This window comes from Nostoc sp. DedQUE08, assembly GCF_034530895.1.
Lineage (GTDB): Bacteria > Cyanobacteriota > Cyanobacteriia > Cyanobacteriales > Nostocaceae > Nostoc.
In genome coordinates, this window is the sequence record NZ_JAVRCD010000072.1 from 12,725 (window position 1) to 38,327 (window position 25,603).

At 42.5% G+C, this 25,603-nt stretch carries 24 protein-coding genes; 9 read left to right on the plus strand and 15 right to left on the minus strand.

Translation table 11 applies throughout. From position 1 onward, the window contains the following. Positions 1 to 30 precede the first annotated feature (30 nt). Positions 31 to 1,311 carry a 3-phosphoshikimate 1-carboxyvinyltransferase gene (gene aroA, locus RMY64_RS31620; RefSeq protein WP_322673162.1) on the minus strand — a complete coding sequence of 427 codons (1,281 nt, stop codon included), beginning with the start codon at positions 1,309 to 1,311 and terminating at the stop codon, positions 31 to 33. Positions 1,312 to 1,508: 197 nt separating this feature from the next. On the opposite strand from aroA, the gene obgE reads away from it, so the two are divergent. Next, entirely contained in the window at positions 1,509 to 2,537 is a 1,029-nt protein-coding gene (gene obgE / locus RMY64_RS31625; RefSeq protein WP_322673161.1) for a GTPase ObgE, read from the plus strand. Positions 2,538 to 2,906: 369 nt separating this feature from the next. On the opposite strand, the gene RMY64_RS31630 is transcribed toward obgE, so the two are convergent. The 4 genes from RMY64_RS31630 to RMY64_RS31645 form a co-directional block, all read right to left on the minus strand. Continuing rightward, on the minus strand, positions 2,907 to 4,349 hold the full coding sequence (locus RMY64_RS31630; protein ID WP_322702106.1) for an NAD(P)-binding domain-containing protein: 1,443 nt from the start codon (positions 4,347 to 4,349) through the stop codon (positions 2,907 to 2,909). A gap of 545 nt (positions 4,350 to 4,894) precedes the next feature. Continuing rightward, the gene (locus RMY64_RS31635; RefSeq protein ID WP_322690904.1) at positions 4,895 to 5,923 is read right to left on the minus strand and encodes an ABC transporter substrate-binding protein; all 1,029 of its coding nucleotides are present in this window, start codon (positions 5,921 to 5,923) and stop codon (positions 4,895 to 4,897) included. Between the two features lie 31 nt (positions 5,924 to 5,954). Next, positions 5,955 to 7,028 carry an aliphatic sulfonate ABC transporter substrate-binding protein gene (locus RMY64_RS31640; protein WP_322673157.1) on the minus strand — a complete coding sequence of 358 codons (1,074 nt, stop codon included), beginning with the start codon at positions 7,026 to 7,028 and terminating at the stop codon, positions 5,955 to 5,957. Positions 7,029 to 7,704: 676 nt separating this feature from the next. Next, on the minus strand, positions 7,705 to 8,865 hold the full coding sequence (locus RMY64_RS31645; protein WP_322702107.1) for an acyl-CoA dehydrogenase family protein: 1,161 nt from the start codon (positions 8,863 to 8,865) through the stop codon (positions 7,705 to 7,707). A 146-nt stretch (positions 8,866 to 9,011) separates the two neighbouring features. On the opposite strand from RMY64_RS31645, the gene RMY64_RS31650 reads away from it, so the two are divergent. From RMY64_RS31650 to RMY64_RS31660, 3 genes are read left to right on the plus strand one after another with little or no spacing between them, the layout of a single operon-like run. After that, positions 9,012 to 9,617, plus strand: a complete 606-nt coding sequence (locus tag RMY64_RS31650) for a VWA domain-containing protein (protein ID WP_322688481.1) — start codon at positions 9,012 to 9,014, stop codon at positions 9,615 to 9,617. A 41-nt stretch (positions 9,618 to 9,658) separates the two neighbouring features. Next, positions 9,659 to 10,264, plus strand: coding sequence for a vWA domain-containing protein (locus tag RMY64_RS31655; protein ID WP_292869171.1), 606 nt, complete (start codon positions 9,659 to 9,661; stop codon positions 10,262 to 10,264). Positions 10,265 to 10,291: 27 nt separating this feature from the next. Beyond that, positions 10,292 to 10,684 (plus strand): salt stress protein, Slr1339 family, encoded by a 393-nt coding sequence (locus RMY64_RS31660; RefSeq protein ID WP_322688480.1) that lies wholly within the window; start codon positions 10,292 to 10,294, stop codon positions 10,682 to 10,684. Positions 10,685 to 11,016: 332 nt separating this feature from the next. Here the strand turns inward: RMY64_RS31660 and RMY64_RS31665 are convergent, their stop codons facing one another. Both RMY64_RS31665 and RMY64_RS31670 read right to left on the minus strand, forming a co-directional pair. Continuing rightward, the gene (locus RMY64_RS31665; protein WP_322673153.1) at positions 11,017 to 11,358 is read right to left on the minus strand and encodes a helix-turn-helix domain-containing protein; all 342 of its coding nucleotides are present in this window, start codon (positions 11,356 to 11,358) and stop codon (positions 11,017 to 11,019) included. Positions 11,359 to 11,855: 497 nt separating this feature from the next. Continuing rightward, positions 11,856 to 12,599: a ferritin-like domain-containing protein gene (locus RMY64_RS31670; RefSeq protein WP_322673152.1), complete on the minus strand. Its 744-nt coding sequence runs from the start codon at positions 12,597 to 12,599 to the stop codon at positions 11,856 to 11,858. Positions 12,600 to 12,784: 185 nt separating this feature from the next. Here RMY64_RS31670 and RMY64_RS31675 point away from each other — a divergent pair, with 185 nt between their 5' ends. Continuing rightward, positions 12,785 to 13,351, plus strand: coding sequence for a thermonuclease family protein (locus RMY64_RS31675; protein ID WP_322702108.1), 567 nt, complete (start codon positions 12,785 to 12,787; stop codon positions 13,349 to 13,351). A gap of 280 nt (positions 13,352 to 13,631) precedes the next feature. Here RMY64_RS31675 and RMY64_RS31680 read toward each other — a convergent pair whose 3' ends face one another. Together RMY64_RS31680 and RMY64_RS31685 are read right to left on the minus strand one after the other, a co-directional pair. Further along, positions 13,632 to 14,441, minus strand: a complete 810-nt coding sequence (locus RMY64_RS31680) for an IS5 family transposase (RefSeq protein WP_322702109.1) — start codon at positions 14,439 to 14,441, stop codon at positions 13,632 to 13,634. Positions 14,442 to 14,599: 158 nt separating this feature from the next. Beyond that, positions 14,600 to 15,481, minus strand: a complete 882-nt coding sequence (locus RMY64_RS31685; protein ID WP_322673150.1) for a sugar ABC transporter permease — start codon at positions 15,479 to 15,481, stop codon at positions 14,600 to 14,602. A 24-nt stretch (positions 15,482 to 15,505) separates the two neighbouring features. Here RMY64_RS31685 and purN point away from each other — a divergent pair, with 24 nt between their 5' ends. Further along, positions 15,506 to 16,165, plus strand: a complete 660-nt coding sequence (gene purN, locus RMY64_RS31690; protein WP_322702110.1) for a phosphoribosylglycinamide formyltransferase — start codon at positions 15,506 to 15,508, stop codon at positions 16,163 to 16,165. 46 nt (positions 16,166 to 16,211) lie between these two features. Here the strand turns inward: purN and RMY64_RS31695 are convergent, their stop codons facing one another. The 4 genes from RMY64_RS31695 to RMY64_RS31710 form a co-directional block, all read right to left on the minus strand. Beyond that, the gene (locus RMY64_RS31695) at positions 16,212 to 18,794 is read right to left on the minus strand and encodes a GAF domain-containing protein (RefSeq protein WP_322702111.1); all 2,583 of its coding nucleotides are present in this window, start codon (positions 18,792 to 18,794) and stop codon (positions 16,212 to 16,214) included. Between the two features lie 490 nt (positions 18,795 to 19,284). Then, positions 19,285 to 19,821 (minus strand): bifunctional pyr operon transcriptional regulator/uracil phosphoribosyltransferase PyrR, encoded by a 537-nt coding sequence (gene pyrR, locus RMY64_RS31700; RefSeq protein WP_094353001.1) that lies wholly within the window; start codon positions 19,819 to 19,821, stop codon positions 19,285 to 19,287. Between the two features lie 88 nt (positions 19,822 to 19,909). Continuing rightward, complete coding sequence (gene cbiB / locus RMY64_RS31705) at positions 19,910 to 20,881, minus strand: adenosylcobinamide-phosphate synthase CbiB (RefSeq protein ID WP_322688474.1); 972 nt, start codon at positions 20,879 to 20,881, stop codon at positions 19,910 to 19,912. A 57-nt stretch (positions 20,882 to 20,938) separates the two neighbouring features. Continuing rightward, on the minus strand, positions 20,939 to 21,379 hold the full coding sequence (locus tag RMY64_RS31710; protein ID WP_289798377.1) for an Rrf2 family transcriptional regulator: 441 nt from the start codon (positions 21,377 to 21,379) through the stop codon (positions 20,939 to 20,941). A 476-nt stretch (positions 21,380 to 21,855) separates the two neighbouring features. Here RMY64_RS31710 and RMY64_RS31715 point away from each other — a divergent pair, with 476 nt between their 5' ends. Beyond that, positions 21,856 to 22,269, plus strand: a complete 414-nt coding sequence (locus RMY64_RS31715; RefSeq protein ID WP_322673146.1) for an AbrB family transcriptional regulator — start codon at positions 21,856 to 21,858, stop codon at positions 22,267 to 22,269. Positions 22,270 to 22,445: 176 nt separating this feature from the next. Here RMY64_RS31715 and RMY64_RS31720 read toward each other — a convergent pair whose 3' ends face one another. Together RMY64_RS31720 and RMY64_RS31725 are read right to left on the minus strand one after the other, a co-directional pair. After that, a complete protein-coding gene (locus tag RMY64_RS31720) occupies positions 22,446 to 24,350 on the minus strand; it encodes a chloride channel protein (protein ID WP_322688473.1) in 1,905 nt (634 codons plus the stop codon). Between the two features lie 179 nt (positions 24,351 to 24,529). Further along, positions 24,530 to 24,658 carry a hypothetical protein gene (locus RMY64_RS31725; RefSeq protein WP_322673144.1) on the minus strand — a complete coding sequence of 43 codons (129 nt, stop codon included), beginning with the start codon at positions 24,656 to 24,658 and terminating at the stop codon, positions 24,530 to 24,532. A 168-nt stretch (positions 24,659 to 24,826) separates the two neighbouring features. Here RMY64_RS31725 and RMY64_RS31730 point away from each other — a divergent pair, with 168 nt between their 5' ends. Both RMY64_RS31730 and RMY64_RS31735 read left to right on the plus strand, forming a co-directional pair. After that, positions 24,827 to 25,213, plus strand: a complete 387-nt coding sequence (locus tag RMY64_RS31730) for a hypothetical protein (RefSeq protein ID WP_322673143.1) — start codon at positions 24,827 to 24,829, stop codon at positions 25,211 to 25,213. 110 nt (positions 25,214 to 25,323) lie between these two features. Then, the gene (locus tag RMY64_RS31735) at positions 25,324 to 25,464 is read left to right on the plus strand and encodes a hypothetical protein (protein ID WP_322686503.1); all 141 of its coding nucleotides are present in this window, start codon (positions 25,324 to 25,326) and stop codon (positions 25,462 to 25,464) included. The last annotated feature ends 139 nt before the right edge of the window (positions 25,465 to 25,603 follow it).

The window sequence follows — 25,603 nt, forward strand, 5'->3', positions numbered from 1 at the left end:
GAATTGGTATACATTTAACGAAAATAGCTCTTATTGCTCTAACATTTGGAAAAATCGGGTAAAGTAATCTGGAAAAGTCTTCGCTGTGCAACCAGGATCTTTAATTACAATCCCTGGAACCTTCAAGCCAGTGACAGCAAAAGCCATCGCCATTCGATGATCGTGATAAGTTTCAATCGCTGCTGGGGTAATGGGGCCAGGCTCAATTTTCAGTCTATCTGCAAATTCTTCAACTTCAACTCCTAGCCGCCGTAACTCTGTCACCACAGCTTTAATTCGGTCAGTTTCTTTATATCGAATATGTTCCACATTCCGAATGGTAATCGGTGAACTAGCAAAGGGTGCGATCGCTCCTAATGTTTGCACTAGATCCGATATATCATTCATATCAATATCGATGCCTTGCAATTGCTTCGGCCCCGTCACTTCGGTGTAATCATCCGCATCCTTAATTTGGCAACCCATTTGTTCTAAAACATTCAGCCAGAGAATATCACCCTGACAAGATTGTTTGGTCAAATGTTTTACCCGCACCCGTCCACCCGTGACGGCGGCGGCGGCAAAAAAGTAAGAAGCATTTGATGCATCGGGTTCTACAGTGTAATGTCGAGCTTGGTAACGTTGACCTGCTTTAATCTGAAATTGATTATCGCCGATTTGGATCGCTTCCACGCCAAAGTCTGCCATCAGACGACAGGTCATTTTGATGTAAGACTGAGAAACCAGCGTACCTTCAACCTCAACAATTGTGTCTTGTTGAGCATAAGGCGCAATCATCAGTAATGCCGAAAGTTGCTGACTTGTTTGGTTCGCTTTCAAGCGAAAATTTCCGCCAGCAAATCCCTGACTATAGACGGTGTAAGGCATAAACCCGGAGTTTCCTTCAAAGTTAATGGTTGCTCCACCCGTTTGTAGTACCGTCAACAAGTCGCCCATCGGTCGTTCTCGCATCCGGGGAACTCCATCTAGGCGATATTCGCCATTCCCCAGTGCTACCAGCGCCGAAATAAACCGTGCTGCTGTACCTGCCAAACCCACAAATAAATCTGCCTGTTTAGCTGGAATTTCGCCTCCCCTTCCCGCCACTTGAATTTGTGCCAGTTGAGGATTCAAAGTAATGGGAATGCCCAATTGCTCTACGCATTTAGCAAAATACTCGCTGTCTTCACTAAATAAGGCATTTTCTAAAATGGAGTCACCTTGCGCCAAAGCTGCGACAAGCAACGCTCGATTGGTAAGACTTTTAGAACCAGGAATTTCTACCGTGGCATCCACTGGCCGATTCAGAGCAGGAATTGCAATGGTATCCACTTTAAACCTCTACGTAGGCGGTTAGGTACAACTTTCTTTATATATTCCCACATCTTGAGCAAAAGGGGCAGGGGGAGTAGGGAGTGTGAGTTACAAGTAAATAGTGAGGAATAAGATTTTAAAACTTATAATTTATAACTCGCCTATAACTCAGCACTGGCTCAACGCCAGCTATCCGCTAACAGGACTCTAGAAAGATGCAATTTATCGATCAAGCAAAAATTGAAGTTGAAGCTGGTAAGGGCGGCGATGGTATTGTCGCTTTCCGGCGAGAGAAATACGTGCCGACTGGCGGCCCCTCTGGCGGTAATGGGGGACGAGGTGGTTCGGTATTTTTCGTTGCCGAAGAAAACCTACAAACCTTGCTGGACTTCAGATATAACCATCGCTTTCAGGCAGAAAAGGGTACTCGTGGCGGGCCAAATAACTGCACTGGGGCAGCAGGAAAGGATTTAATTATCGAAGTTCCCTGCGGTACAACCATTTATGATGCTGAAACTGGCGAACTGCTAGGAGATTTAATTGAACCTAAGCAGACTTTGCTGATTGCCCAAGGTGGTAAAGGCGGACTGGGAAATCAGCATTTCTTGAGCAACCGTAACCGCGCCCCAGAATATGCCCTCCCAGGATTGCCAGGAGAAATAAAGCAGTTGCGCCTAGAGTTAAAACTTTTGGCAGAAGTGGGGATTATTGGCTTACCAAACGCTGGTAAATCCACTTTAATTTCATCTTTATCAGCAGCACGTCCGAAAATCGCAGACTACCCCTTCACTACCCTCATCCCAAATTTGGGTGTAGTGCAAAAACCTACTGGCGATGGTACTGTTTTCGCCGACATTCCCGGACTAATCGAGGGCGCGTCTCAAGGTGCAGGATTGGGACACGATTTCTTGCGCCATATTGAGCGCACGCGAGTGTTACTTCACTTAATTGATGCTACTAGTGATGATGTGATTAGAGACTACAACACAATTAAGGAAGAATTACAAGCTTATGGACGGGGTTTAGCAGAACGTCCGCAAATTTTGGCGCTGAATAAAATTGATGCAGTCGATCGCGAAACTGTCGATTTGGAAGCATTAGCTACCCAACTTAATCATCTTTCCTACGCGCCGGTTTTTGTGATTTCAGCAGTTACTCGCACTGGGTTAGAGCCGATGTTACAAGAAATCTGGGGAATTCTCGACCAAATGAAGGTTCCTGAAGAAGTGGAAGCATTTAGATAATTTGTAATTCGTAATTCGTAATTCGTAATTACTACTTTTAGAGGGAAAGTAGCTGTTGGCAGCAGACAATTTTCTCAATGCCTTGTGGGGTGGGCAACATGAGCGCCCAAATTTATGCTTGAGAATTTGTACTCGCAGTATCACAGTAGTAATTATGTTTTCGGCTTATTCGTCTCAAAAAAATTATTTCATCGACGAGTAAGCTTTTTCTATTTCCAAAAACTTTTTAGGCAACTGTATATCATCCTCGATAAGCAAGAGCATTAAAGCTGTAGTCCTTATTCTGCAAAGCTTATAGCTTTTATTAATGCCATTCGGTGCAGATCGTTTTAATTCATATTAGGCGTGAATTATAAACGCTACGCAGATTTAGCTGACTGCCACCTTGGCTTGCTGTTGCCATACCGCGTCCGCATACAATAATGTGTCGAAGTCCGGCGAAATGTTGCCGTTAGCGATCCGGGCTTCGTGTAATGACCAGTCAGCAAAGAACAAGTCATGGCTGATGCGGGCCACTATTGCTGGCACATCGCGTCGGATGCTGGGTACGTCGCCGATGGGCAGACCGAAGCTGACGAAGCCAGCAGGATTGAACACATGGATATCTTTCAGGTAGGGGGCATTGCCAGGTACTTTCTCTTGGTATTCATGGGCGCTGCCAAGGTAAGGGTGGGTGCTGAGTCGCTCGTCACGTTGGTCGGCTGGGGCTTCATAGCGATCGCACCAAAGTGCAATATGATGTGCAAATTCGGCGAGTTCCGGGCGCTTTGTCGGGTCAACAAAGTAGCCAGTACCAGCGATCGCAAAATCAAACTCGAAAACATCATCATTTACCTGAGCGACGATGCGATCGCCCTGGTTGCGAGCAGATTTCCACGGTGCGGATAGATGCAGGTGGAAGTTAGAGAACGCTATTACCCGCTCGATTGCATCTGGTGGTGGTGTAGAGCCAACCTGATTAAACCGCCAAGCTTGGAACCAGCGAGCTGCATCAGGTAGTTGCGGATAGTTATAGTAAGCGCCAGGATAACCTCGCACGCGATTCACTGGTACAGATGCGATCGCTGGCCGTCGTGCAAACAAATGTACTGCTTTAGCGCCTGATTCAAGTGCCACTCCTGCCGCATCAAAGGCCGAGGCCGCAGCACCCAGCACTGCTACTGTTTTACCACGCAGATTGTTGAAGTCGATTGCATCGGCGGTATGTGCATATAAGGTGCGTGGCAGAGATGCCAATACAGGCGGTATATTTGGGCCACCAGTGCCAGCTACACCGTTGGCGAAGATAATTTTACGTGTGGTTTCCACTTGGGCGACACCGTTCACTTCTAGGTGTAGACGAAAGAAATCTGCGTCTGGCTCAATCCGCACCAACTTCGTCCGATACCGAACTGGAATGCCCAAAAAATGCCGATACCAGCTGAGGTACTCAGCCCAGGCCACTCGTGGAATGCGGTCAAGGGCTGCGTATGCCTCAACACCGTGCCGCGCCTCGTACCAAGCTTGAAATGACAGCGCCGGAATGCCCAGTTCTGGCCCTGGCAGGTTTTTCGGTGTGCGTAGCTTTTTCATCCGCGCCCGCGTCAGCCACACGCCTGCATGGGCTTCGTCAAGAGCCTCGTCGATGACTGTTACGCGGCCAATGCCGACACGCCGCAGGGCAAATGCAAAGGTGCTGCCACTGCCACTACCGCCTACTATCGTCACATTGTGGTCAATGTCTGAGCGATCGCTTACCCAGTTTTCGGGATCGGGACCGAGTAGGCGCAACGCCTCACGTGCAGCAAAATCGAGGTCAGTCGTTGTTGTCATGTCGGTATTTGAGGATGAAATGAGATTTTATCGAGATTAGTGATACTGAAAAGCATAATATCATGAGTAACTAATTATTAGCTCGCCTAATATTAAGCTTTACAAATAAATAATTATTGACTGTTAGCGAAGCGATGCTGATGTCACCCAAATACTTGAAAGAAGCTACCCCGGTAAGGTGTACTGCACATTGCAAATTAGTTGAAATTTTCTATTAGTTTGAGTAGCTGATAATGCTTACCTTTATTTATTGGCGATCGCCTTTAAAGAAAAACTTTTTAATTTGCTAAAAATCCCAAACTGTTTTATCTCCTGCTTAACAACACGCTCACGATGAGGAGATTCTTGTGGTGGTAATTCCCAAATATCACGGATCTCATGTTCTTGCCGATCTGTTAATTGGAGATGATGTGGTAATTAAGACTGTTGCTCAAATAACCAAGGTACTCCATTTAATAATTCTCTTTCTATTCCATGAAACATCATTTTTACCATGATTAAAAATCAGGTGATTTTGACATTTAGCTTTTTACTTATTGCTGCAATTATTGGCATTTGGCGATATCTTGGTTCAAACTGCTGTCCCAAAGTTGTTTAACATCAACTTTTGTAGAAATTACACCCGCTTGAAAAAAGGTATCAGCAACCTTTTGCTGAGAAGCAATAGCTTCGTCAGAAATAGGAAGTAATTCTTGACGACGCTGTTGTAGTCCTTGTTTAGCATCTTGATAAACGATGCCTTCATCAACATCAATGGTCTTTGCATAATTCTTCGACCATTGCTTGAGATTAGATTCCCGCCAATTTTGGGATTTCTGCAAACGACAGAGAAAATCTGCGATCGCAACTTTCTTTTGGGGATCGGCGATCGCATTCGGTGAAGCAATAATTACGAAGTTACCGCTCAAAATATCTTTTGCAGATTCCAGCACCCGCGCCCCTTCTTTTTTGGCTTGGGGAATGGAGTAACCGTAGGTAGCCCAAGCATCAAGCTGTCCTTTACGAAAAGCGGCTAGTCCATCGGGTATCGATAAAGGAATTGCATTGATATCCTTCATCGTTAGCCCGACTTTTTCCAACATCTTAATCAGGAAGTAGTGGGCAGTTGTAGCTTTAACGTAACCCACTTTCTTACCTTTAAGGTCAGCGATCGTTTTGGCAGTCGAGTTTTTGGGTACGAGTACAACTTGAGCAACTGTAGGCCCTTTGAGAGTGGCAATAATTTTTACAGCTGCTTTCGATTCAATCGCAAAAATCGGCGGAATTTCACTAGCTGAACCCAAGTCAATCGCACCAGCATTGATTGACTGCACCATCAAATTACCCCCAGTAAACTCAGTAAATTGAGTTTGATAAGGGAAATTATCTAATTTAGCTAACTTTAAATTTAAGTCCCAGCCACCTTTAAATTTAGCAACATGCAGTTGAGTTGTATTCGATAGTGCGACTTGGGACGCACTAGGATTAGTAGCGATCGTTGCCGGACTGGTAGACTTAACCTCTGAGCAAGCTGTTGTTGCTACTAACAAGCAACCCAAAGAGAAGGAAAAATTTTGCTGCAAATTGATAGACACGTTATTTTTGGGTATATTATTGTCATCTTTTCTACCTAACAGCGGTAGTTTCTAACGGACATACTGCTGTAGCAATATCTACTCGTTGCGGAATAATTTTTTGCTCTAGTAACCAGTCAGCTGTTTTCTGAAGCTTGGCGATATCTTCAGTATTAGGAAATACGTAAGACTCTGGGCCTCGATTTTTAGTCACCTGCTTGGCTACCGCATCAGAGACTTTTAGCTCTTTAACTAGAAAATCTGATGCAGCATTAGTATGTTGATTTAACCACTCACCATCCTCACTCAAAGCAGTAAGAGCAGCTTTCACAGCTACAGGATTTTCTTTAGCTGCATCAGTACGAACAATCATAATGCCGTAGGTAGGAGCAGGGTGTTTAGTGGTAATTCTTCGCGCCTTATGCTCTAATTGGGCAATGGAAATATAAGGTTCCCAAACTGCCCACGCATCAACAGAATTTTGATATAGAGCAGGTGCAGCGTCATTTGGTGATAGATAAACTCGCTGAACTTTATATGAAGGAATATTTTCTTTTTCCAAAACTTTTAATAACAGATATTCGCCCGCGCCACCTTGATTAACTGCAACTTTTTTACCGACTAAATCAGTCGGTTTTTGAATGGGAGAATCGCCACGAACTAAGATAGCACTACTCAAAGAATCTGGACTAGGACGCTGTACAGAGCCAATACAAAGAGGTTGTCTGGCAGCAATTCCAGAGATGGAAGGAATATCACCACATCCACCAATATCTGCCCGATTACCATTGAGAGAACTTAAAAGCGTAGCGCAACGGTCAAATGGCCCACTCCATTCAACTTTAATATTTTGGGCTACTAACTGACGCTCTAACTCACCCCGCTGTCGTGCAATGGGAATAATCCCTCCTTTTTGGTAGCCCAAGCGAATCACATTGTTTTTCTCTGTAGTTTTAGTAGTGAGAGTTTTTGAAGAAGAATCTGAGTTAGCTACGACATTGATAGCTTTTTGTTGACTGCAACCAGAAACTATCAAACCAAGAAAAAACGTTGCGATCGCAAAGATTCTACTGGCAGAACATTTTTGTTTGTACTGTAAGCAATGTTCTTTTAAAGAATTCACCACAATTGACTCCTTGATATCAATTTTTAGGAGTTTAAGCAGCCATATCTATGACGATAACGAGTAAAATACGTTAAATCGATTGACTTACCGTAGTATTAAGAGAGAAGATACCACCTTTTGATGAACTGTTCAAATCTAATCAATATTTCTTTATCTTTGACTATGAGAATTTAGTGCAGGTATTTTTAGGTGAATCTACACTCAAGTAGTGAGAAAACAAACTCGTTTTCTTTTAATTTAATTAAACCATTAGTTGCTAAGTGTTAATTGTACTCATAGTTACTCTCAACGGTTTCGGTTGGCTGCAATATCCTCGATTTCTGATACATACTCATAAGACTTCTTGGCATTTGTGAGGAAGGTGGGGTTCCCTCTGGGGATAAGGGACGGGGGTAAAGGGAAAAGCGATGGAATTTCCCCTTTACCTTAGACTTCTTGGCATTTGTCGGTAAAAGGGTAAGGGGGAAGGTGGGGTCCCCTCTGGGGATAAGGGGCAAGGGGAAAGGAACAATAAAAACATGAGTCCCTTTAACCTTTCCCCTTTTCCCGCCTATGAGCAAAAATTACTTTTGCAAGAGGTCTCTTTAACCTTTTCCCAACTTCTTGCAAAAGTTGCTTTTGCAAGATGTCTATAAAGTCGTTTCCCGGATGTTAGAAGTCAGGGGTCTGAACAAAATTAGAAAAATCCTCGTTGCGGCAATGGTGTACCGTTAATCTCGTAGTCGCCGATCGCACGAGCCTTAAAATGATTTGGGTTGTGTGAGGATAAGGTACGGGCGTTGCGCCAATGACGATCGAAGTTGGAGCTTTTTTTAGTTGTGGAAGCCCCACCCACTTCAAACAGCAAGGTGGCCGAACGTAGAGCCAAATCATCAACAATCAATTTGGCTTTGGCTGCACTCAAAGAAGTTGCCAGTGCCACAGCCGTTTCTGCCTCTTCACCCTGAGCTTGGGCAGCAGGGAGGCGATCGAGACCATCAGCTGCCGCTAAAACGATCGCTTCGGCAGCAAAGGCATTAGCGGCAATCTGTCCAACAGTTTGCTGTATAATTGGATCTTCTGTTGCCTGCTCGCTTACAACATGGTAGAAAGTCCGGGGTCTGGTACGGACGAGGGCTGTAGCATCGCGCAGAACGCTGCGAATAATGCCGGCGTTGATTGCTGTCAGGAATAGTTGCGGAACGATGTTATATGGCAGGTTGTCTTTGTCTGTGTCTGTCTCAAAAATTACTTCATCTGCCTCTACACGTACATTAGTGAATGTAGTTGTTCCTGTACCTGTAAGTCTTTGTCCGAAGCCATCCCAGTCATCCACAAGGTCAATCCCCTCGCGGTTGGTGGGAATGAGGATAAACGCTTTAGTGCCATCGGGTACTAGCACACGCACGAAAATCAAGTCTGCATAAAGGCTGCCAGTGCTGTAATACTTGGTTCCATTCAGCCGATAGCCGTCGCCATCCGGTGTTAATTTTGTATTCGCGACTTGACCACCACCAGATCGCTTGACTTCTAATTCGGTCGTAGCAAGTCCAATAATCGCGCCATCGACGACGGCTTTCAGCCATCGCTGATTCCTTTGAGTGCGCTCAGAACGCAAAATTCGCTCTGTCACAGAGAAATGATTCCGTACAATGTGAGCGACGTTTGGATCGGCATCTCCCAGCCGAATCACGACCTCGAATAGTTCGCGTGCGGTGCTACCACTACCACCTTCAGCTACGGGGATTCGCAATGCACCCAACCGAGAACGCCGGATTAATTCAACCACATTATAAGGAAGGATGCGATCGCGATCGGACTCGACCTTTTCAAAAATGTCCCTGTTGAACCAGGTCACAATCAACTTCAGGACTTACGCAACTGGCATAAGCAATGGCGTGGCTTTTGTGAGTAGCACAATTGATACAAAACCTTAAAATGCTTGCGGTATCGTCAAATTCGTAGATTAGACTAGAACCACAGGGTAACAATCAAAGGAAGATTATGATGAGCGATCGCGACTATACCTTAATCATTGATAAAAGCGGTAGTATGTCTACACCCGACCAAGTGGGTGGTAGAAGTAGATGGGAAATCGCTCAAGAGTCTACTCTTGCTTTGGCCAGAAAGGCCGAACAGTTTGACCCCGATGGTATCACCGTTTACGTGTTTTCTGGTAGATTTAAACGCTACGATGATGTCACCTCAGCCAAAGTCGCCCAGATATTTCTCGAAAATGACCCTGCTGGCACAACAAATTTAGCTGGTGTACTCCAGGATGCCCTCAATAACTACTTTCAACGCAAAGCAGCTGGTAAAACCAAGCCAAATGGAGAGACAATTTTAGTTATCACCGATGGCGAACCAGACGATCGCAAAGCTGTGTTTGAAGTCATCATTCATGCTACTCGCCAAATGGAACGTGATGAAGAATTAGCAATTTCGATTATTCAAGTAGGTTCAGATGCCCAAGCAACTAAATTCCTCAAAGCCTTGGATGACCAGTTACAAAGTGTTGGCGCTAAATTTGATATTTGCGATACCGTCACTTTAGACGACTTAGAAGAAATGAGTCTTGTAGATGTATTGACGAACGCCATAACTGACTAATGTATCCAGTAACTATTAATTTTTAATTGGAGAATTGAATAATGCTAGAAAATCGTGATTATACCTTGATCATTGACAAAAGCGGTAGTATGGCAACCCAAGATCAAAAGGGTGGTAGAACTAGATGGGTTGCAGCCCAAGAATCAACTTTAGCTTTAGCTAGTAAATGTGAGCAATTTGACCCAGATGGAATTACTATCTATGTATTTTCTGGCAAATTCAAGCGATACGAAAATGTCACATCCAGCAAGGTATCACAAATTTTTCGAGAGAACGATCCCTCTGGTACAACTGACTTAGCAAGTGTGTTAAAACATGCAACGGATGATTACCTTCAACGCAAAGCAGCCGGTCAAACCAAGCCAAATGGTGAAACAATTTTAGTAGTTACTGATGGTGAACCAGACGATCGCAAAGCAGTCATGAGGGTGATTATTGAAGCTTCTCGTCGCATCGATCGAGATGAAGAATTAGCTATTTCTTTTATTCAAGTTGGCACAGATCAACAAGCTACCCGCTTTCTCAAAGTCTTAGATGATGAACTCCAAAGTGCTGGTGCTAAGTTTGATATCTGTGACACGATTACTATGGAAGATATGGAAGATTTGAGTCTATCGGAAGTGCTACTCAATGCTATTAATGACTAACTATACTATTTTTTAGGAATTGCAAAAATGGATTCCCTTGATAAGCTGTTAGCTCAACTCGAAACTGAATACAAAGAAGTACAACCACAACCGCAATCAAAATCAGCCACAGCCAAATCGTTTATTCCACCATTGCCAAAGTCGGCATCTTTCATGGATAAGCTTTTGGCAGAAGTTCAGGCTGATTTTGCCCAAGAGGATGCTGCTATTGAATTAAAAAGACACCAAGAACTAGAACAAGAAAGGATTCAACAAGAACAACTCAAAGCCAAACAACTAGAGGCTTTGAAAGTGCAAGCAAAAGAATGGTTAGCCAAAGTAGATCCACTTTCATCTGAAGGACTTTGGTTTGAAAGGTTTGCTGAAAGTTACCCCTCAAAATTAGAGGCAGCGATTGAATATTTAAAAAGCAATGAATAAACTTAAAATTCAAAATTTAAGACCTCATAGATAAATCTGCTCACTCGAATTGAAAATTAGCAATTATTATTTAAGTTAAGTAAGCGCAAATAATTCTACCAATTTAAAAAACGAATGCGACAAATAGACCATTTGTAGAGACGCGATAAATCGCGTCTTTACCCAAGGATATGTTGCAATCATTAATTGAATTGGTATTAGTAGATGTGTCGAGTGTGTTAGCGCATTAGCGTAACGCACCGAAAACCTCAAATGGTGAGTTACGAAAGCCATAACCCACCCTACATATTCAAGTTAAATTAGCAATTATTATTTATTGACTATAATCAACATTAATGGTGATTTGTTCGAGCTAAATGTTGCACAGCCCATTCATGCATAGCATAGAGAATTGGTTGCAAAGTTTCTCCTAAAGGTGTCAGTGAATATTCTACCTTGGGTGGAATTTGGGGATAAACTTCTCGATGAATAATTCCATCTTCCTCCATTTCTCTGAGTTGCTGGGTTAGCATCTTTTGCGTAACTCCAGGTAAAGCTCGTTGCAACTCACCAAAGCGTTTGACACCAGTCATTAATTCTCTAATAATTAAAACTTTCCAGCGTCCGCCAATCACTTTTAGGGTAGTTTCTACTTCACAAGTCAGCCTGAAATGGTTTTCTGCTTCAGCTTTCATAGTTTTGTTGTAGGAATCACCTGACTCAGATTTGCTGGATATACCGCTAGTTATCTGATTATTACTTGTTTTAGGTCTTTCATAACTAGTGTAGCAGCTGCGGGAATATGACAATACAGTAGATACTTGCTATCTTTCACAGTCAACTGGAGGCAGATGTTTGATGATTACTGTAACAGTAATCATCAAAGTGCGTAGTTTACCGCCGTAGGCATCGCTTATTTTGTAATTAGATAACTATAGCAATCCGATTTGATTTCTGAATTAATCGTAGGGACTAGGGACTGGGGATGGTGGGGCCCCCTCTGGGGATAAGGGGTAATGGGGACTGGGGACTGGGGACTGGGAAGAAGGAATAAAGGTGTACTGAGTTTTTTTCAAAAATCAAATATGAGTCCTATAGCTATCCAATCAAGTAGAGTCTTCCAGACAAGGTAATCTCTCCACGCTTTTTGAGTTAAGGGTAGTTCATGATTAGATACTCAAAATATCTATAATTACGTAGCTACTAACTCAGAATCGATTTCCGACGGCGCACTATCTTGGACTAGCGATCGCGTTTCGCCATTACGCTGAAGGATACCGCCAACCATTGCCAACAAGGCGTTTACCTTGCGAGTTCGCCACATATCTACGAGGTTTTGCACTTCAGTTGCAGACATCCGGCGCATCATCGCTTCGTAGAGATAAGCAGCATGTCCAGTTTCGTCTTGGGCAATACTTAGCATTCCTAACTTCAAGTTACGAGCGGTTGGCTCGTTATCAGGTAATACTTTTGCCATTCGCGCAAAGTCTTTGCTAGCATCTAACTCCAGAATGTATGTGCTAGCCATAAACACATCCCAGTCAATTACAGCTGGTTTTAGCTGTTCTTGGGTGTAGCCTTCATAGAATGCTGCGAAAAAGGGACTACGCTGTTGTGATTTTTTTGTAGATGTAGTTTGGGGTTGACGTTTGAAATCTATAACTTGTTTATTCAGCTGTTGTAAGGCGTGGGCAAAAATTTGACCATGCTTAGTTTCATCTGATGCATGTTTTGCTAGTTTTTCGGCTAGCCATGTATCGCCTTCAGCAGCTGCGCGATCGCTAAGTGCAGATAAAAATGGCACAGAGCCAGATTCGGCCAACTGAAACCCGGCAAGGATGTTGGGACGGGTTTTAGAATCACGAATTTGAGCAGCAGAGTAATAGGCAAAGACACCTGTACCAGCTAGATGCAGAACGTGAGTCAAGAAGTTCATTAGAAATTCCCGCTGACAATTGGAAGGTTACAATTCTTATACTAATCCGCATTTTCTATTCCGTTGCCGCCAGAGGGTCTTATCATTTTGAATTTTGAATTGCCTGTGGGAGTATCTCAACAGTTAACAAATATATCTTTTCATTTTGCTAGTATCATCCCACAGAGATAATTTGGTAACTTTGGATGGAGAAATTAACTAAAGCAGTGCGATTTTGGCTTTGCGCAACTATCATAATTTTGGGTTTGATCGGCTGCGATCGCTTTATCGGTACTTCTGGAGAAGCAGTTGAACGAGTCAGTGATGGTGATACTTTAGTAGTGAAAGATGCCGATGGCAAAAATCTTACCGTGCGCTTTGCTTGTGTAGATGCGCCAGAAATAGCTCATACTAATAAAGAAAAGCAGAGTAAACGTACTAGCGATCGCAATCAATTTACTTGGGGTGTAAAAGCCCAAGAACGGGTGCAACAACTGGTACAACAAGGAGGCGATCGCGTAACTTTGAATATCACCGATAGCGATCGCTATGGACGCAAAATTGCCGAAGTCCGTTTAAAAAATGGTACTTTTGTGCAACAGGTATTGTTGCAAGAAGGTTTAGCAAAAGTCTATCGCCCTTATTTAAACAAGTGTCCTAGTAAAGATTTAGTTCAACAAGCCGAAGCTAAGGCTAAGGAGCAACAGCTCGGCATTTGGAGCGATACTAAATTTATAAATCCTTGGGAATATCGCAGCTTATATAAAAAGTAAAAACTCTAGCTGTTTCTAATTCAATACACTTTCAATACACTAAATTTTTTGGCATTGCACATTTGCGGTATTATCTTAGCTCGACTTTATCCATTTTTACGAAACCCAAAACCTGACACTGAAACCTTTGTGGGACGGTAGTTTTACTTTTTAGATTTAACCGATAATCAGTGACATGGAAAAAGTTTTTGCCAAAAAGCTAGGGTTTTTGCCGTATCAAGATAAGCAAGTTCTTAATTTTGGATAAAGTCGAGCTTAGAGGGTGTTTATAAAATAATTCTTAAGCGGTTGAGCGACTATGATTACGGGCTAATCGACGTAACATTAAATGCGTCATAGCGGCGTATATCATGGTTTCACTTGTTTGGGGATGATATTCGTAGTCTTTACTGAGACGACGATAGCGACCTAACCATGCAAGTGTACGTTCCACAACCCAACGTCGAGGTAATACTTTAAAGCCTGAAGTGTCATCAGAGCGTTTAACAATCTCAATTGCATAGCCAATAAAATACCTGACCCAATCAACTAGTTTTCCAGCATATCCAGCATCTGCCCAAATTAAATGCAGCTTGGGGAATGAGTATTGAATTTTATCTAGTACCAGTTTTGCTCCGTCACGGTCTTGAATTGAAGCTGTATGTACAACAACTATCAAAATTAAACCCATCGTATCAACAAGGATATGGCGTTTGCGACCATTAATCTTTTTTCCGGCATCATAGCCGTTGACCCCTCCTTTCTCAGTTGTTTTCACTGTTTGTGAGTCTATAATTCCTGCGGATGGTTCTACATCTCGTCCTTCGAGTTGCCTGAGTTGCGATCGCAGAACTGAATGAATTTTTTGCCATATACCTTTGCGCTGCCAACGTTGAAAATATGAGTATACAGTTTGCCATGCTGGTAAATCGTGAGGCATCATTCGCCATGAGCAGCCAGCGCGCAAGATGTAAAAAATCGCATTTACCACTTCCCGCATCTCGATTTCACGCTTTTTTCCACGTTTGCGCTTACGTTCTGCTGGAATCATTGATTTAATCAAATCCCATTCGGTATCGGAAATGTCTGTGGGATAAGGTTTTCGACTCATGGCATCCGATTCAAATATGACGACTGTCTTTTTTAAAATACCTGTCCTACGAAATGACTGCGATCCTCTTTATTTTTTATTTATAAACACCCTCTTAGCAACTTCCAAAATCCTCCCTGCTCCTCCTCCTGCCTTCTGCCCCCTGCCTCCTGCCTCCTCTACTCCTCTCCCCAAGTTTGCAGTTGCAAATAAACTAGTACCAGCGTCACTGCTAATAATACAGTCGCTCCTGCTGCTGCATAACCAAAATCAAATTGACCAAAAGCCTCTTGGTAAATGTAGTAAACCAGCAAATTAGTTGAATTTAGTGGCCCACCGCCAGTCATCACAAAAACTTGCTCAAAACTCCGCAATGTAAAAATTGCGGTAGTAATGACTGCAAATATCACAGTCGGGCGCAATCCGGGCAGAGTAATATACCAAAATTGTTGCCAAGCATTTGCTCCATCTAAGTCTGCTGCTTCATAACGACTGGGAGGAATTGCTTGCAACCCTGCTAAAAAAACTACCATATTGAAACCCAGTTGTTTCCAAATACTCATTAAAATAATTACTGGCATTGCCCAAAATGTGTCTCCTAGCCAGGATATTTCTGAAATGCCAAAAAAATCTAAAAGTCCGTTAACTGGGCCTGATGTCTGAAACAGCCAGCGAAACCCCAAACCTGCTGCCACAAGTGAGATAATTGAAGGTAGAAAATAGGCACTCCGCAGGATGCCCCGCAAGGGAATGGAACGGTTTAATAGTACTGCTAACCCCAAGGAGATAACTAAACTGGGAATGATAGTGGCGATCGTAAAATAAAAAGTGTTACCCACCACTTGCAAGAAGTCGGGGTCGAGCAGCAAGCGCCAATAGTTTTTTAAGCCTATCCAATAAATACCTTTTAAAGTGAAACTACCAGCAGTGAAACTGAGGTAGAACAAATAGGCAATCGGCCAAATGATAAAAACACCCAGCAAAATTAATGCTGGTGCGAGAAAAATCCACGCGGCTACTGTATCATTATCCAACCACGACTTAGTATATATTTTTGGCATCTATAATTAACCTTTCTAGCTGTTATGACTCTTTGCCTTGATTCTACCCTGAGCTTAATTTCTCCCAACATTAGCAATGATTGCCAACAATTCGCCCCTTTAAAATTGGGAATTATGGCTTCTGGGAATGGCAGCAATTTTGACGTAGTTGCCCAAGCTATCGAAGATGGGCGGCTAAATGCCCAAATTAAAGTTTTAATTTACAATAACCCGTCGGCAAAAGCAGCCGTCAGAGCAGCTAATAGAGGTGTAGAAACTGTTTTATTAAATCATCGCAACTATCAAAACCGAGAAGAGTTTGACGAAAAGATTGTGCAGACATTGCGGCACTACGATGTAGAATGGGTGATTTTGGCAGGGTGGATGCGACTATTAACGTCAGTTTTCATTGATGCCTTTCCTGAGAGGATTATCAATATCCATCCGAGTTTGTTACCTAGTTTCAAAGGAATTCATGCTGTAGAACAAGCTTTGGCATCTGGGGTAAAAATTACTGGTTGTACAGTGCATATAGCTTGCTTAGAAATGGATAGCGGCCCAATATTAATGCAAGCCGCAGTACCAGTACTGCCGGATGATACAGCAGAAACACTCCACGCCAGGATTCAAATTCAGGAACATCGAATTTTACCATTAGCGATCGCCCTCGCAGCTTCGTCAAAAGTTACACTAAGCGTAACGTAAAAATACATATATCAATTAAGGGCGCACAGTTAGCTGCGCGCCCCTACTATTCCTCACAGTTAGCTTCAGCAGTTTGATACGCTTGTAGGAGCCTAGCATGATCGAGAGTAAATCCTACTTGCATCGCTATCTGGGCAAATAAATCAATCTCAGATTGTTGCCAATCACGGGGTTCAGAACACTGATGTGCAATTAACAAGCCAAATAGCTGCTCATCTTTAATAATTGGTGCTACTAAATTTGCTTTCACACCAAAAGATTCGAGCAGTTTAATGTGACAATCAGCCAAACTAGACTCATAAATGTTGTTGATTGCGACAACGCGACCAGATTGGTACTTTTCTACATAACCTTCAGTAAAACAAGGGTCGTGAATTTTAGACCGCAAAACTTTGGGATAACCTGGAACCACTGATTCAGCAATAATAATTCCGAACCAATTAGCGTAAAAGCTATAAACCAACACTCGGTCAGTACTCAGAGCTTTGCGAACCTCTTCCACAGTAGTTTTGATGATATCCTCTTCCTTGAGGGATTGGCGAATGCTGCGGATAATATCCACTAGTAACTGACTTCGCATCCTTTCTGCTTCGATTCTTTGCAAAAGTCTTGCATGGTCGAGAGCAAACCCTACCTGGATTGCTATCTGACCAAATAAATCAATCTCAGTTTGTTGCCAATCGCGGGGTTTGGAGCATTGATGTGCAATTAACAAGCCAAATAGCTCTTTATCTTTGAGAATGGGGGCGACCAGATTTGCTTTGACAGCAAAGGATTCGAGTAAGTTAATATGGCAGTCAGCCAAACCGGCTTCATAAATGTTGTTGATTGCCAGAACGCGACCAGAGCGATACTCTTCTACATAGCCTTGACCGAAACATGGGTCTTGGATTTCAGCTCGTAAAACTTTTGGGTAGGTGAGAACAACTGATTCAGCAATCACTGTTCCAGACCAATTAGTATCAAAGCTATAAACCATGACTCGGTCAGTACTCAGAGTTTTGCGAACCTCTTCCACAGTGGTTTTGAGGACATCCTCTTCGTTGAGTGATTGGCGAATACTGCCGATAGTATCTGCTAACAACTGACTTTGCACACCCTCAGCCTCGATTCGTTGCAGGAGTCTTGCATGGTCGAGAGCAAACCCGACTTGCATCGCTATCTGAGCAAATAAATCAATCTCAGATTGTTGCCAATCACGGGGTCTGGAGCATTGATGTGCAATTAATAAGCCAAATAGCTGTGCATCTTTGAGAATAGGAGCGACCAAATTTGCTTTGACAGCAAAGGATTCGAGTAAGTTAATATGGCAATCAGCCAAATCGGCTTGGTAAATGTTGTTTGTGGCTACAACGCGACCAGATTGATACTTTTCTACATAACCCTGACTGAAACAGATGTCTTGGATTTCAGACCGCAAAACTTTGGGATAACCTGGAACCACTGATTCGGCAATTATAATTCCAGACCAATTAGCATCAAAGCTATAAACCAGTACTCGGTCAGTACTCAGAGCTTTGCGAACCTCTTCGACCGTCGTTTTGAGGACATCCTCTTCGTTGAGCGATTGGCGAATGTTACGGGTAATTTCGATAAATACCTGAGCTTTATCTGCTTTGGTATCTACTTTTTGTAGAAGCTTGGCGTAGTCAAGGGCAAATCCTACTTGCATGGCTATTTGAGAGAACAAATCAATCTCAGATTGTTGCCAAAAGCGAATTCTAGAACATTGATGTGCAATCAATAAACCGAATAGCTGTTTGCCTTTGAGAATAGGTGCGACTAAATTAGATTTGACAGCAAATTGCTCCAGCAACTCAATATCAGCATCACTGAGATCGGCTTGATGGATATTATCAATAGCATGGATGCTACCATTGTGGTATTTTTTTATATACCCTGCCTCAAATCCCGGATCGGAGACTGTAACCCCTAATATTTTCGGTAAACCAGGTGCTACTGATTCGGCGATAAAGGTTCCATTATAGTTCGAGTCGAAGCAAAAGATGGTGACGCGATCGATGCTTAAAGCTTTACGAATTTCTTCTGAGGTAGTTTTTAGAACATCTTCTTCATTGAATGATTCTCGAACCCAACGGGTAATTTTGATTAATATTTGGGAATAATCGGCTTCGGCTTCTTTCTCCTCTACCAAAACCGAAAGCAGGTCTGTGAATGAGGTGATGTTTTTCTCTAACATCACTAATTCATCTTGGCTAGCGATAAAGACTTGAGTAAACTCACTGTCTGGACGTAGCCTCTTTTTAATCTTATTAGAGATTGCAGCAACGTTGCTGATTCGACTCATAACTCGATTCGCCACAAAAACAGCGATCGCACCTGCTAAAATTGCTGTCACTCCCATACCAGTTAACAAGAGTGACAATTGTCTTTGTAGAGCAAGTTCAGTTTCTATTGAACTTTCTCTACTCTCAAGTCTTACTTGCGGAGTTTGTGTGTTAATTAAATTAATGCCATAGTTGTAAGTAGCTGTTCCAATTGCAACTACAGGAAGGACGCTGATACTTAGTGCCCAAACTATTGCTTTAGTCTTTAAACTCCATTTTTGTTGCCAGAGTCTCTGTTGGTGATTTCGTCTTGCTTGGTTTTGAGAAAAAGACTGACTCATAAATGAAACCTGGATTGCTGCAAGTGAGAATCAAGTAAATAACCTCACCACCAAATTCTACATAAAACTTATAAAACAAGGACTGGCTTTCAGGAGTATTTTAAGGCACTAATGTTCTAGGTTATGTTCCATAATGCTTTTGTTTGCTTTAAATTCAAAAAAATTGGGTCTGATTAACAGGTTTGTCAACAATTTTATGGCGATCGCTTGGTTGGAATATCTTATTTTCTCATTAGGAGTTGTAGTTTGCTGACAACACAGCCAAACAATCTTTATTTTTTAACGAGGTTCTACAGACTTCTTTTCACAGTTACCCTTACCCTTACCCGTAATCTCATGTCCGTTTGATTACTGAGATTATTTTTCAAGTACATGAGGGACAAAATGCAGGATTCATGCATCAGACACAAAAAGTTGTACTTCCTGCCCCTGCCCCTCTGCCCCTCTGCTCCCCTGCTCCCCTGCTCCTCTGCCCCCTGCCCTCCATAGCCTAATCTGCAATCAACTCTACTGCATCTCGTCCATCACAATTTTGTAAGTAAACTTTGACAATTTCTTCTTTAGCTGTAGGCAACTTCTTGCCAATAAAATCTGGGTGAATTGGTAATTCTCGATGGCCTCTGTCTACTAACACCGCTAAACGAATCACCTCTGGCCTGCCGTAATCGTTGACTGCGTTCAGAGCCGCGCGAATCGTCCGTCCTTTGAAAATCACATCATCCACGAGTACAACCGTTTTCCCCGTAAGATCAAAAGGAATTTCGCTTTTCGTTGGAGTCCGCAATCCAATTTTGTCAAGGTCATCTCGATAAAATGTAATGTCCAAAGCACCGACTGACACTGCTACACCTTCGAGCGTCTCAATCTGACGCGCCAATAATTCGGCTAATAACGCACCCCTGGTATAAATACCAAGAAGCACCAGTTGAGACAAATCACGCGTCCTTTCGACAATTTGAGAGGCAAGGCGAGTTAAGGTACGACGGATTTCTTCGGATGAGAGAATTTCAACTACTTTGGCAGACATAGCGAGTCATCAGTTAGGAGTGATAAGTTAAGAGCTAGGAATTTTTATTCTTAACTCCTAACTCCTAACTCCTAACTTATATTTATCATTACCTATTTGGGAGCATTAAGAATATTGCGATCGCTACCCCTAACCATAGCAAATAACAATATCGAGTCAGCTGTAAAGCATTCTGAATAGAAGTTGCAGTAATGGCATAAAGAGCATCTCCTAGCAGTGGTTTGTACTTAGCTACCCCCCGATACCAATTTGTACCCCCCATCTGTACACCTAAAAATGCCGCATAGGCGCATTCACTCCAGCCAGAATTGGGACTAGGATCGTTAATTGCATCGCGACGGCAAATTTGCCAAATATGCATCGGTTTACCCGATAGCAGTGCCAGAGTCACGACTGTTAACCGACAAGGTAGCCAAGTCAAATAATCTTCTAAGCGCGCACAGAACCATCCTAAATAAGTATAGGGTGCTTCCCGATAGCCCACCATTGAATCAAGGGTACTGCTGGCTTTATATGCTAAAGCTAAGGGAGTTGGCCCCACAATTGGTATAAAGACACCAATAATTGCATAAAAAAGCGGAGCCATCACCCCATCGGTGGCATTTTCTGCAACAGTTTCTAAAACGGCTCGGTAAATTTCTGCTTGTGAGAGGTTTTGAGTATCTCGACCAACGTAATTACTTAAAATCTTACGAGCCTTCTCTAAATCTCCGACTGTTAAAGGTTGTAAAACAGCCTCCGCTGCTACTCGCAAACTTTTGCCAGCAAAACAACTAGCCAAAAGAATTGTATTTATTGCAATTCCTAAGAGTGGATGAACCCATCTGGCAATTTGAATCATCAAAAAGCCTACAAGACCGCTACCAATTATTAAAATAATAGCTAGTGCAATTCCAGCTAGGCGTTGTGTTAGAGAATTTTGACATAAGTGGAGAAAAAACTTGGTCAGGCGAGAAATTACCCACCCCATAACTTGTACTGGATGAGGCCAATCCCAAGGGTCGCCAATTAAATAATCTAAAAATGCCGCAATTATTAAGATATAGATATTATTAGTCATAAGTCACAAGTCTTGGGTTAAAAGTCAAGGGTCAATATTTTGACTATTGACTCTTGACTAAACCACAAAACTAGCTTCTTCTCCAAGGGAAGCTTGCCGACTGCGAGCATCGTAATAAAGGTCTGCCAGAGTAATACTGTATAAAGCTTCTTTGAGTTTTTGGTTGAGTCTCTGCCAAAGGCTAAACGTTACCCAATCTTCAGCTTGTGTTGGTGCTGGGGTGTGATGAGGTAAATGGCTAGTCTCGCCAACAGCTTCTAAAATTTCTCCTATAGATATTTGTGCAGGCTCTCTTGCCAATTGATATCCGCCGATGCTACCACGAATTGATTTAACTATTGATGCACGACGCATTTCTATTAGTAGTTTTTCGAGGTAAGGAGCTGGGATATCTTGGCGTTTTGCGATCGCTCTTACAGATGCAGGCCCATATCTTGGCTGTAAACTCAAATCTAGCAACGCCTTTACACTATAGTGTCCTCTGGTAGTTAATTTCATTTTGGCAAGTTTTGTTGTTTGTCTTTTGTCTTTGTTGGCACTGCATCTCCCTGAAAAGAAATTCTGATGGTCGGCTTCCGACTCTGAGACTTCTTTAGTTTGTCGTTTCTAAATAACCAATGACTAATTACCATTGACCAATCACTAAGGATCAGTTTTGCTTATCATTCTGTGACTCAGTTCTCATCCTTAAGAAATAGAAAACCTCTTGAGGTTAGTTTAGAAAACTTAAAACTTATATAGTCTAGCAGGAATTCACAAACTATATATATAGATATATAGTTATCAGCATTGCCAGGATTTTCTAAAATAGATTGTCTTGCCAATATTGGTAATGGCATAACAATTGTGCATCTGAGTGTAATATACTTGGCTAGGTTGAGATAAAAACTAAAGGATTATGTTCCTGTTAGCTCAACCTCAGCTAAAATAAAATCGATTCAAACACTTCAAACATTCATTTTCGACCTAAGTTGATGCCTAAACAGAAAAAAATTGAACCCTTACTCGGCGAAGAACTGCTCAAAAAAGTCAAAGAGCTAGAGAACGAGAGCAAAGAAGACAAAGCTAAGAAGTGCGGCTACTATACCGTTACCAAAAATGGTATAGAGCGCGTCAATATGATGAAGTTCTTAAATGCCCTAATTGATGCTGAAGGCATTCAGTTAGACAGTACACCCAGTGCTAATGGGCGTGGTGGACGTAGTGCTAGCTATAGAATTAGTGTGCAATCGAATGGTAACTTACTGATAGGTTCAGCTTATACAAAACAGATGAATCTTAAACCAGGAGATGAGTTTGCGATCACTTTAGGCAAAAAGCACATTCGTCTGAGACAAGTAGATCCAGAAGATCGTGAAGATGATGAAGCCATAGAAGCCACGGCTTAATAAATGGTCATTAGTCAATTCTTTGTTGTCATTTGTCATTTGTCCTTTGTCCTTTGTGAAAAACAATGACTATAAACAGTCATTAGTCAAGTGTCATTTGTCCTTTGTGAAAAATAATGACCAATGACTAATGACTAATGACCAATGATTAATGACTAATGACCAATGACCAATGACTAATGACTAATGACTATATCTGTAGTAGGTAAGACTGGTAAATAGTGGCGAAGTGCCTTGCGCGTGACTGCTAAATTACAGGTTAAGGCAATTTGCTCTTTTTCTAATAAACCCAAAATGCGATCGGGTTTGTCTCGTGCTACCACTGGTAATTGATGTAAACCTCGAAGACTCATCCGGTCTAAAGCCTCAGATAAAAGTTCATCTTGCCATGCATAGAGAATTTCAGTAGTACAAATGTCTATGAGGGTTTGACTGGATAAATTATCGGGAATTTCGGTTAAAGAATTTGGGTATGTTTGCCAAATAGCAAGGGCACGGTTAATATCTTCCAAAGAAAGTATACCAACTAATTGCTCTGCTTGATCGAATACTAAAGCACTACGAACGCGATCGCGGGTCATTTCCACAGCAGCATCTAATACTCCCAAAGTTGCAGGTAACTTTTTGGGACAGGGATACATGGCATCTTCTACCAAAATTTGCTGCACAATTTCCGATTGTTCATCTTTCAATTCCGAAAGACCAATTTGTTGTAGATTAGAGTTAGAGTTAAAAGTTGGTTTAATCCTTTCTACTAGCCAAACACTTAAACCCACAGCTGCCATCAACGGTAAAACAATCCGATAGTCGCGGGTTAATTCAAACAGCATTAAAATAGCCGTTAACGGCGCTCTCACACTAGCAGCTAATACTGCTGCCATTCCCACCATTGCGTAAGCTGGGGGAGCCGCCATTTGATCGCAAATTGTCGGGAATGCTACAGCCAATATTTTGGCGTAAGCCGACCCAAAAGAAGCACCTAAAAACATTGCTGGTGCAAACAAACCACCAATGAAACCACTACCTGCACTAATTGCAGTCATCAATAACTTCACCACCAACAACACCACCAATAAGTAGAGTGGAAACTCCACATCTTGAAGCATTGCTTCTACAGTTTCATAACCGACACCCAGAATTTGCGGGAACTGCAAAGCAACAGCGCCAATAATTGCACCGCCAATAATTGGATGAATCGGCTGAGGAATTCGTCCCAAAAAATCAAAACCTGGAACTTTGCCAGCAAAGCAAGCTTTTGCTCCCCGAATTGATTGAGTATAAGCCAGAGAAACGAGGCTGGCCCCTAAACCTAAGCCAAGGTAAAGAGGTAATTCCAAAGGACTGCGAACTTGGTAAACAGGTAAATCAAAAGCAGGTTGGGCCCCCAAACCGATTTGGGCAATTAATGCTGCTACCACCGCAGCTAAAAGCACCACACTGACAGCAGAAGTAGCGAAAGATGTCGCTCCCATCACCACCTCTAGAGCAAAAAATACTCCAGCGATGGGAGCATTAAATCCCGCCGCCAGTCCCGCCGCCGCGCCAGCACCCAACAGCAAACGTTGTCGTTCCTGAGATACATTGAGGATCACAGAGAACAACATCCCAAAATTTGCGCCAATTTCGACACTCGGCCCTTCTGGCCCCAAAGAAGCACCGCTCCCTAAAGTAACAGATGCGGCCAGCATTTTGCTAACTGGTCTTAGTGGTCGCTTAATCTCTGTTCCCTGAGAGGCGGCGATGAGAGATGAAAGTCCAGGGCCAAAGTCTTGAGTGCGCCAACGCATCAAGCCAACAATTAATCCGCCAAGGGTGGGAACGCAGGCTAAAGTCCATGCACCCCAGCCGCCAATTTGACCCATTAAATTTTCCAGCATCAGCTGGTGAACCAACTGGATTAAATAGTGAAAGGTGACTACACCCATACCAGTACCACCGCCAATGAGCATGGCTAAAAACAGCACAACTGTTTCTGGGGATGGTTGAAAACGATTAATTAGGTGAGCTAAACGAGCGGAAGGTGTAGGAAAGGCAGGTTGTTCCGTTACCTTCCTCAGTTGAGTGGGAGGCAAGAGAGTCATTGAGAGGCGGGGTAAATGTAAGAAAAAATTTAAATTTTTATCTGTTACTTATCATTGTGAGCCATTATTTAGCAACCGGACAAGTAGACTTTATTTGCTTAACTTACAAAGCTTTAGCTAAAAATGTCATTGTGCAAAATTTGTGTGGGGAGAATGGTTAAATGAGAGACAATTATTACTTAGGGGTCAGCAATGCCTAAATTGGGCGTAGCTGTGGCTAATGGGGTGCGAGCGAGCGCCAACACTATTTTTTCTAGAGACAACAAAGTTTTTTCGACTGGGTGGACACATCCGTAAACATGAACCATGAGTCATCCTTGTTTAAATCTAGCTATACTCGTGTTGCGACTATTGAGCCATCCTTGGTAGTAATAGAATGTATGTATGATTGATGCCTGATGTCAGATCGGACATTGACCCCAATTCAATATAGCTATTGTTATAGAGCGAGTAAATGGACTAGGCGGATGAGGTAAATGAATATACACACTTTTGATAATCATTATGTTACTTGCCCAATTTGCCAAAGAAATGCCACGCCAAAACCAGTTAAAACACGCATGGGTTTGTTTTGCTGTCCCTATTGCCAGGAAAGGCTAGTAGTTTGCCAAAGTGGTCATTATGTCCGCGATCCGTTTACTTGGAGACAATTGATGATGTCTTCATCGCTACGTCGCCAAAGCCGACCTTTAGCGAGGATTCTCAGAGATTTTATCCTACTCAAGCGTCCGATGGTAGCCTTGGCTGTAGGTAGTGCGATTTTCTTTGGTGCGATCGCTCTGACCCAAGAAAAGACAAGTTACGATCGCCAAATTCTTCCCACAACAGAGAAAGTTAATGAACCAGGAAACAAATCCCAGTAAATCGATTACTTTGGTATAAATCAAATTCTACTTTGATTTTTGTAATATTATAACTAAATATTTCGATTGAACCGTGTCTTCTTGCCCCAAATAGGACGCGGTTTTTTATTATGTCCGCTTCAAGAGCGATCGCCCACCAGACATCTAACGAAATTTTGGCTATAGAAAAGAAAATTTATAGCCAAAATTGCGATCGGGAATCAATTTTTATAATTATTAAAATACTTGTAAAGTTTTATGGCAGGAATTAGAGAATTTGAGTTTTTAACTGTTCTTTATGAAATCATAGTACAGGAATTTGAATATTCGATCGATTTCATTAATCGTATCAATCGTATCTATAGCAATCTGATTTGATTTCTGAATTAATCGTAGGGACTAGGGACTGGG

Coding starts and splice junctions, on each gene's coding strand:
- pyrR (WP_094353001.1), bottom strand. CDS start 19,821: ATGTCTGCCAAAGTAGTTGAAATTCTCTCATCCGAAGAAATCCGTCGT.
- RMY64_RS31710 (WP_289798377.1), bottom strand. CDS start 21,379: ATGAAATTAACTACCAGAGGACACTATAGTGTAAAGGCGTTGCTAGAT.
- RMY64_RS31685 (WP_322673150.1), bottom strand. CDS start 15,481: ATGCCAAAAATATATACTAAGTCGTGGTTGGATAATGATACAGTAGCC.
- RMY64_RS31650 (WP_322688481.1), top strand. CDS start 9,012: ATGATGAGCGATCGCGACTATACCTTAATCATTGATAAAAGCGGTAGT.
- RMY64_RS31725 (WP_322673144.1), bottom strand. CDS start 24,658: ATGGTTCATGTTTACGGATGTGTCCACCCAGTCGAAAAAACTTTGTTG.
- RMY64_RS31680 (WP_322702109.1), bottom strand. CDS start 14,441: ATGAGTCGAAAACCTTATCCCACAGACATTTCCGATACCGAATGGGAT.
- RMY64_RS31660 (WP_322688480.1), top strand. CDS start 10,292: ATGGATTCCCTTGATAAGCTGTTAGCTCAACTCGAAACTGAATACAAA.
- RMY64_RS31655 (WP_292869171.1), top strand. CDS start 9,659: ATGCTAGAAAATCGTGATTATACCTTGATCATTGACAAAAGCGGTAGT.
- RMY64_RS31720 (WP_322688473.1), bottom strand. CDS start 24,350: ATGACTCTCTTGCCTCCCACTCAACTGAGGAAGGTAACGGAACAACCT.
- obgE (WP_322673161.1), top strand. CDS start 1,509: ATGCAATTTATCGATCAAGCAAAAATTGAAGTTGAAGCTGGTAAGGGC.
- RMY64_RS31695 (WP_322702111.1), bottom strand. CDS start 18,794: ATGAGTCAGTCTTTTTCTCAAAACCAAGCAAGACGAAATCACCAACAG.
- RMY64_RS31630 (WP_322702106.1), bottom strand. CDS start 4,349: ATGACAACAACGACTGACCTCGATTTTGCTGCACGTGAGGCGTTGCGC.
- RMY64_RS31670 (WP_322673152.1), bottom strand. CDS start 12,599: ATGAACTTCTTGACTCACGTTCTGCATCTAGCTGGTACAGGTGTCTTT.
- RMY64_RS31675 (WP_322702108.1), top strand. CDS start 12,785: ATGGAGAAATTAACTAAAGCAGTGCGATTTTGGCTTTGCGCAACTATC.
- cbiB (WP_322688474.1), bottom strand. CDS start 20,881: ATGACTAATAATATCTATATCTTAATAATTGCGGCATTTTTAGATTAT.
- RMY64_RS31730 (WP_322673143.1), top strand. CDS start 24,827: ATGAATATACACACTTTTGATAATCATTATGTTACTTGCCCAATTTGC.
- RMY64_RS31715 (WP_322673146.1), top strand. CDS start 21,856: ATGCCTAAACAGAAAAAAATTGAACCCTTACTCGGCGAAGAACTGCTC.
- RMY64_RS31665 (WP_322673153.1), bottom strand. CDS start 11,358: ATGAAAGCTGAAGCAGAAAACCATTTCAGGCTGACTTGTGAAGTAGAA.
- purN (WP_322702110.1), top strand. CDS start 15,506: ATGACTCTTTGCCTTGATTCTACCCTGAGCTTAATTTCTCCCAACATT.
- RMY64_RS31735 (WP_322686503.1), top strand. CDS start 25,324: ATGTCCGCTTCAAGAGCGATCGCCCACCAGACATCTAACGAAATTTTG.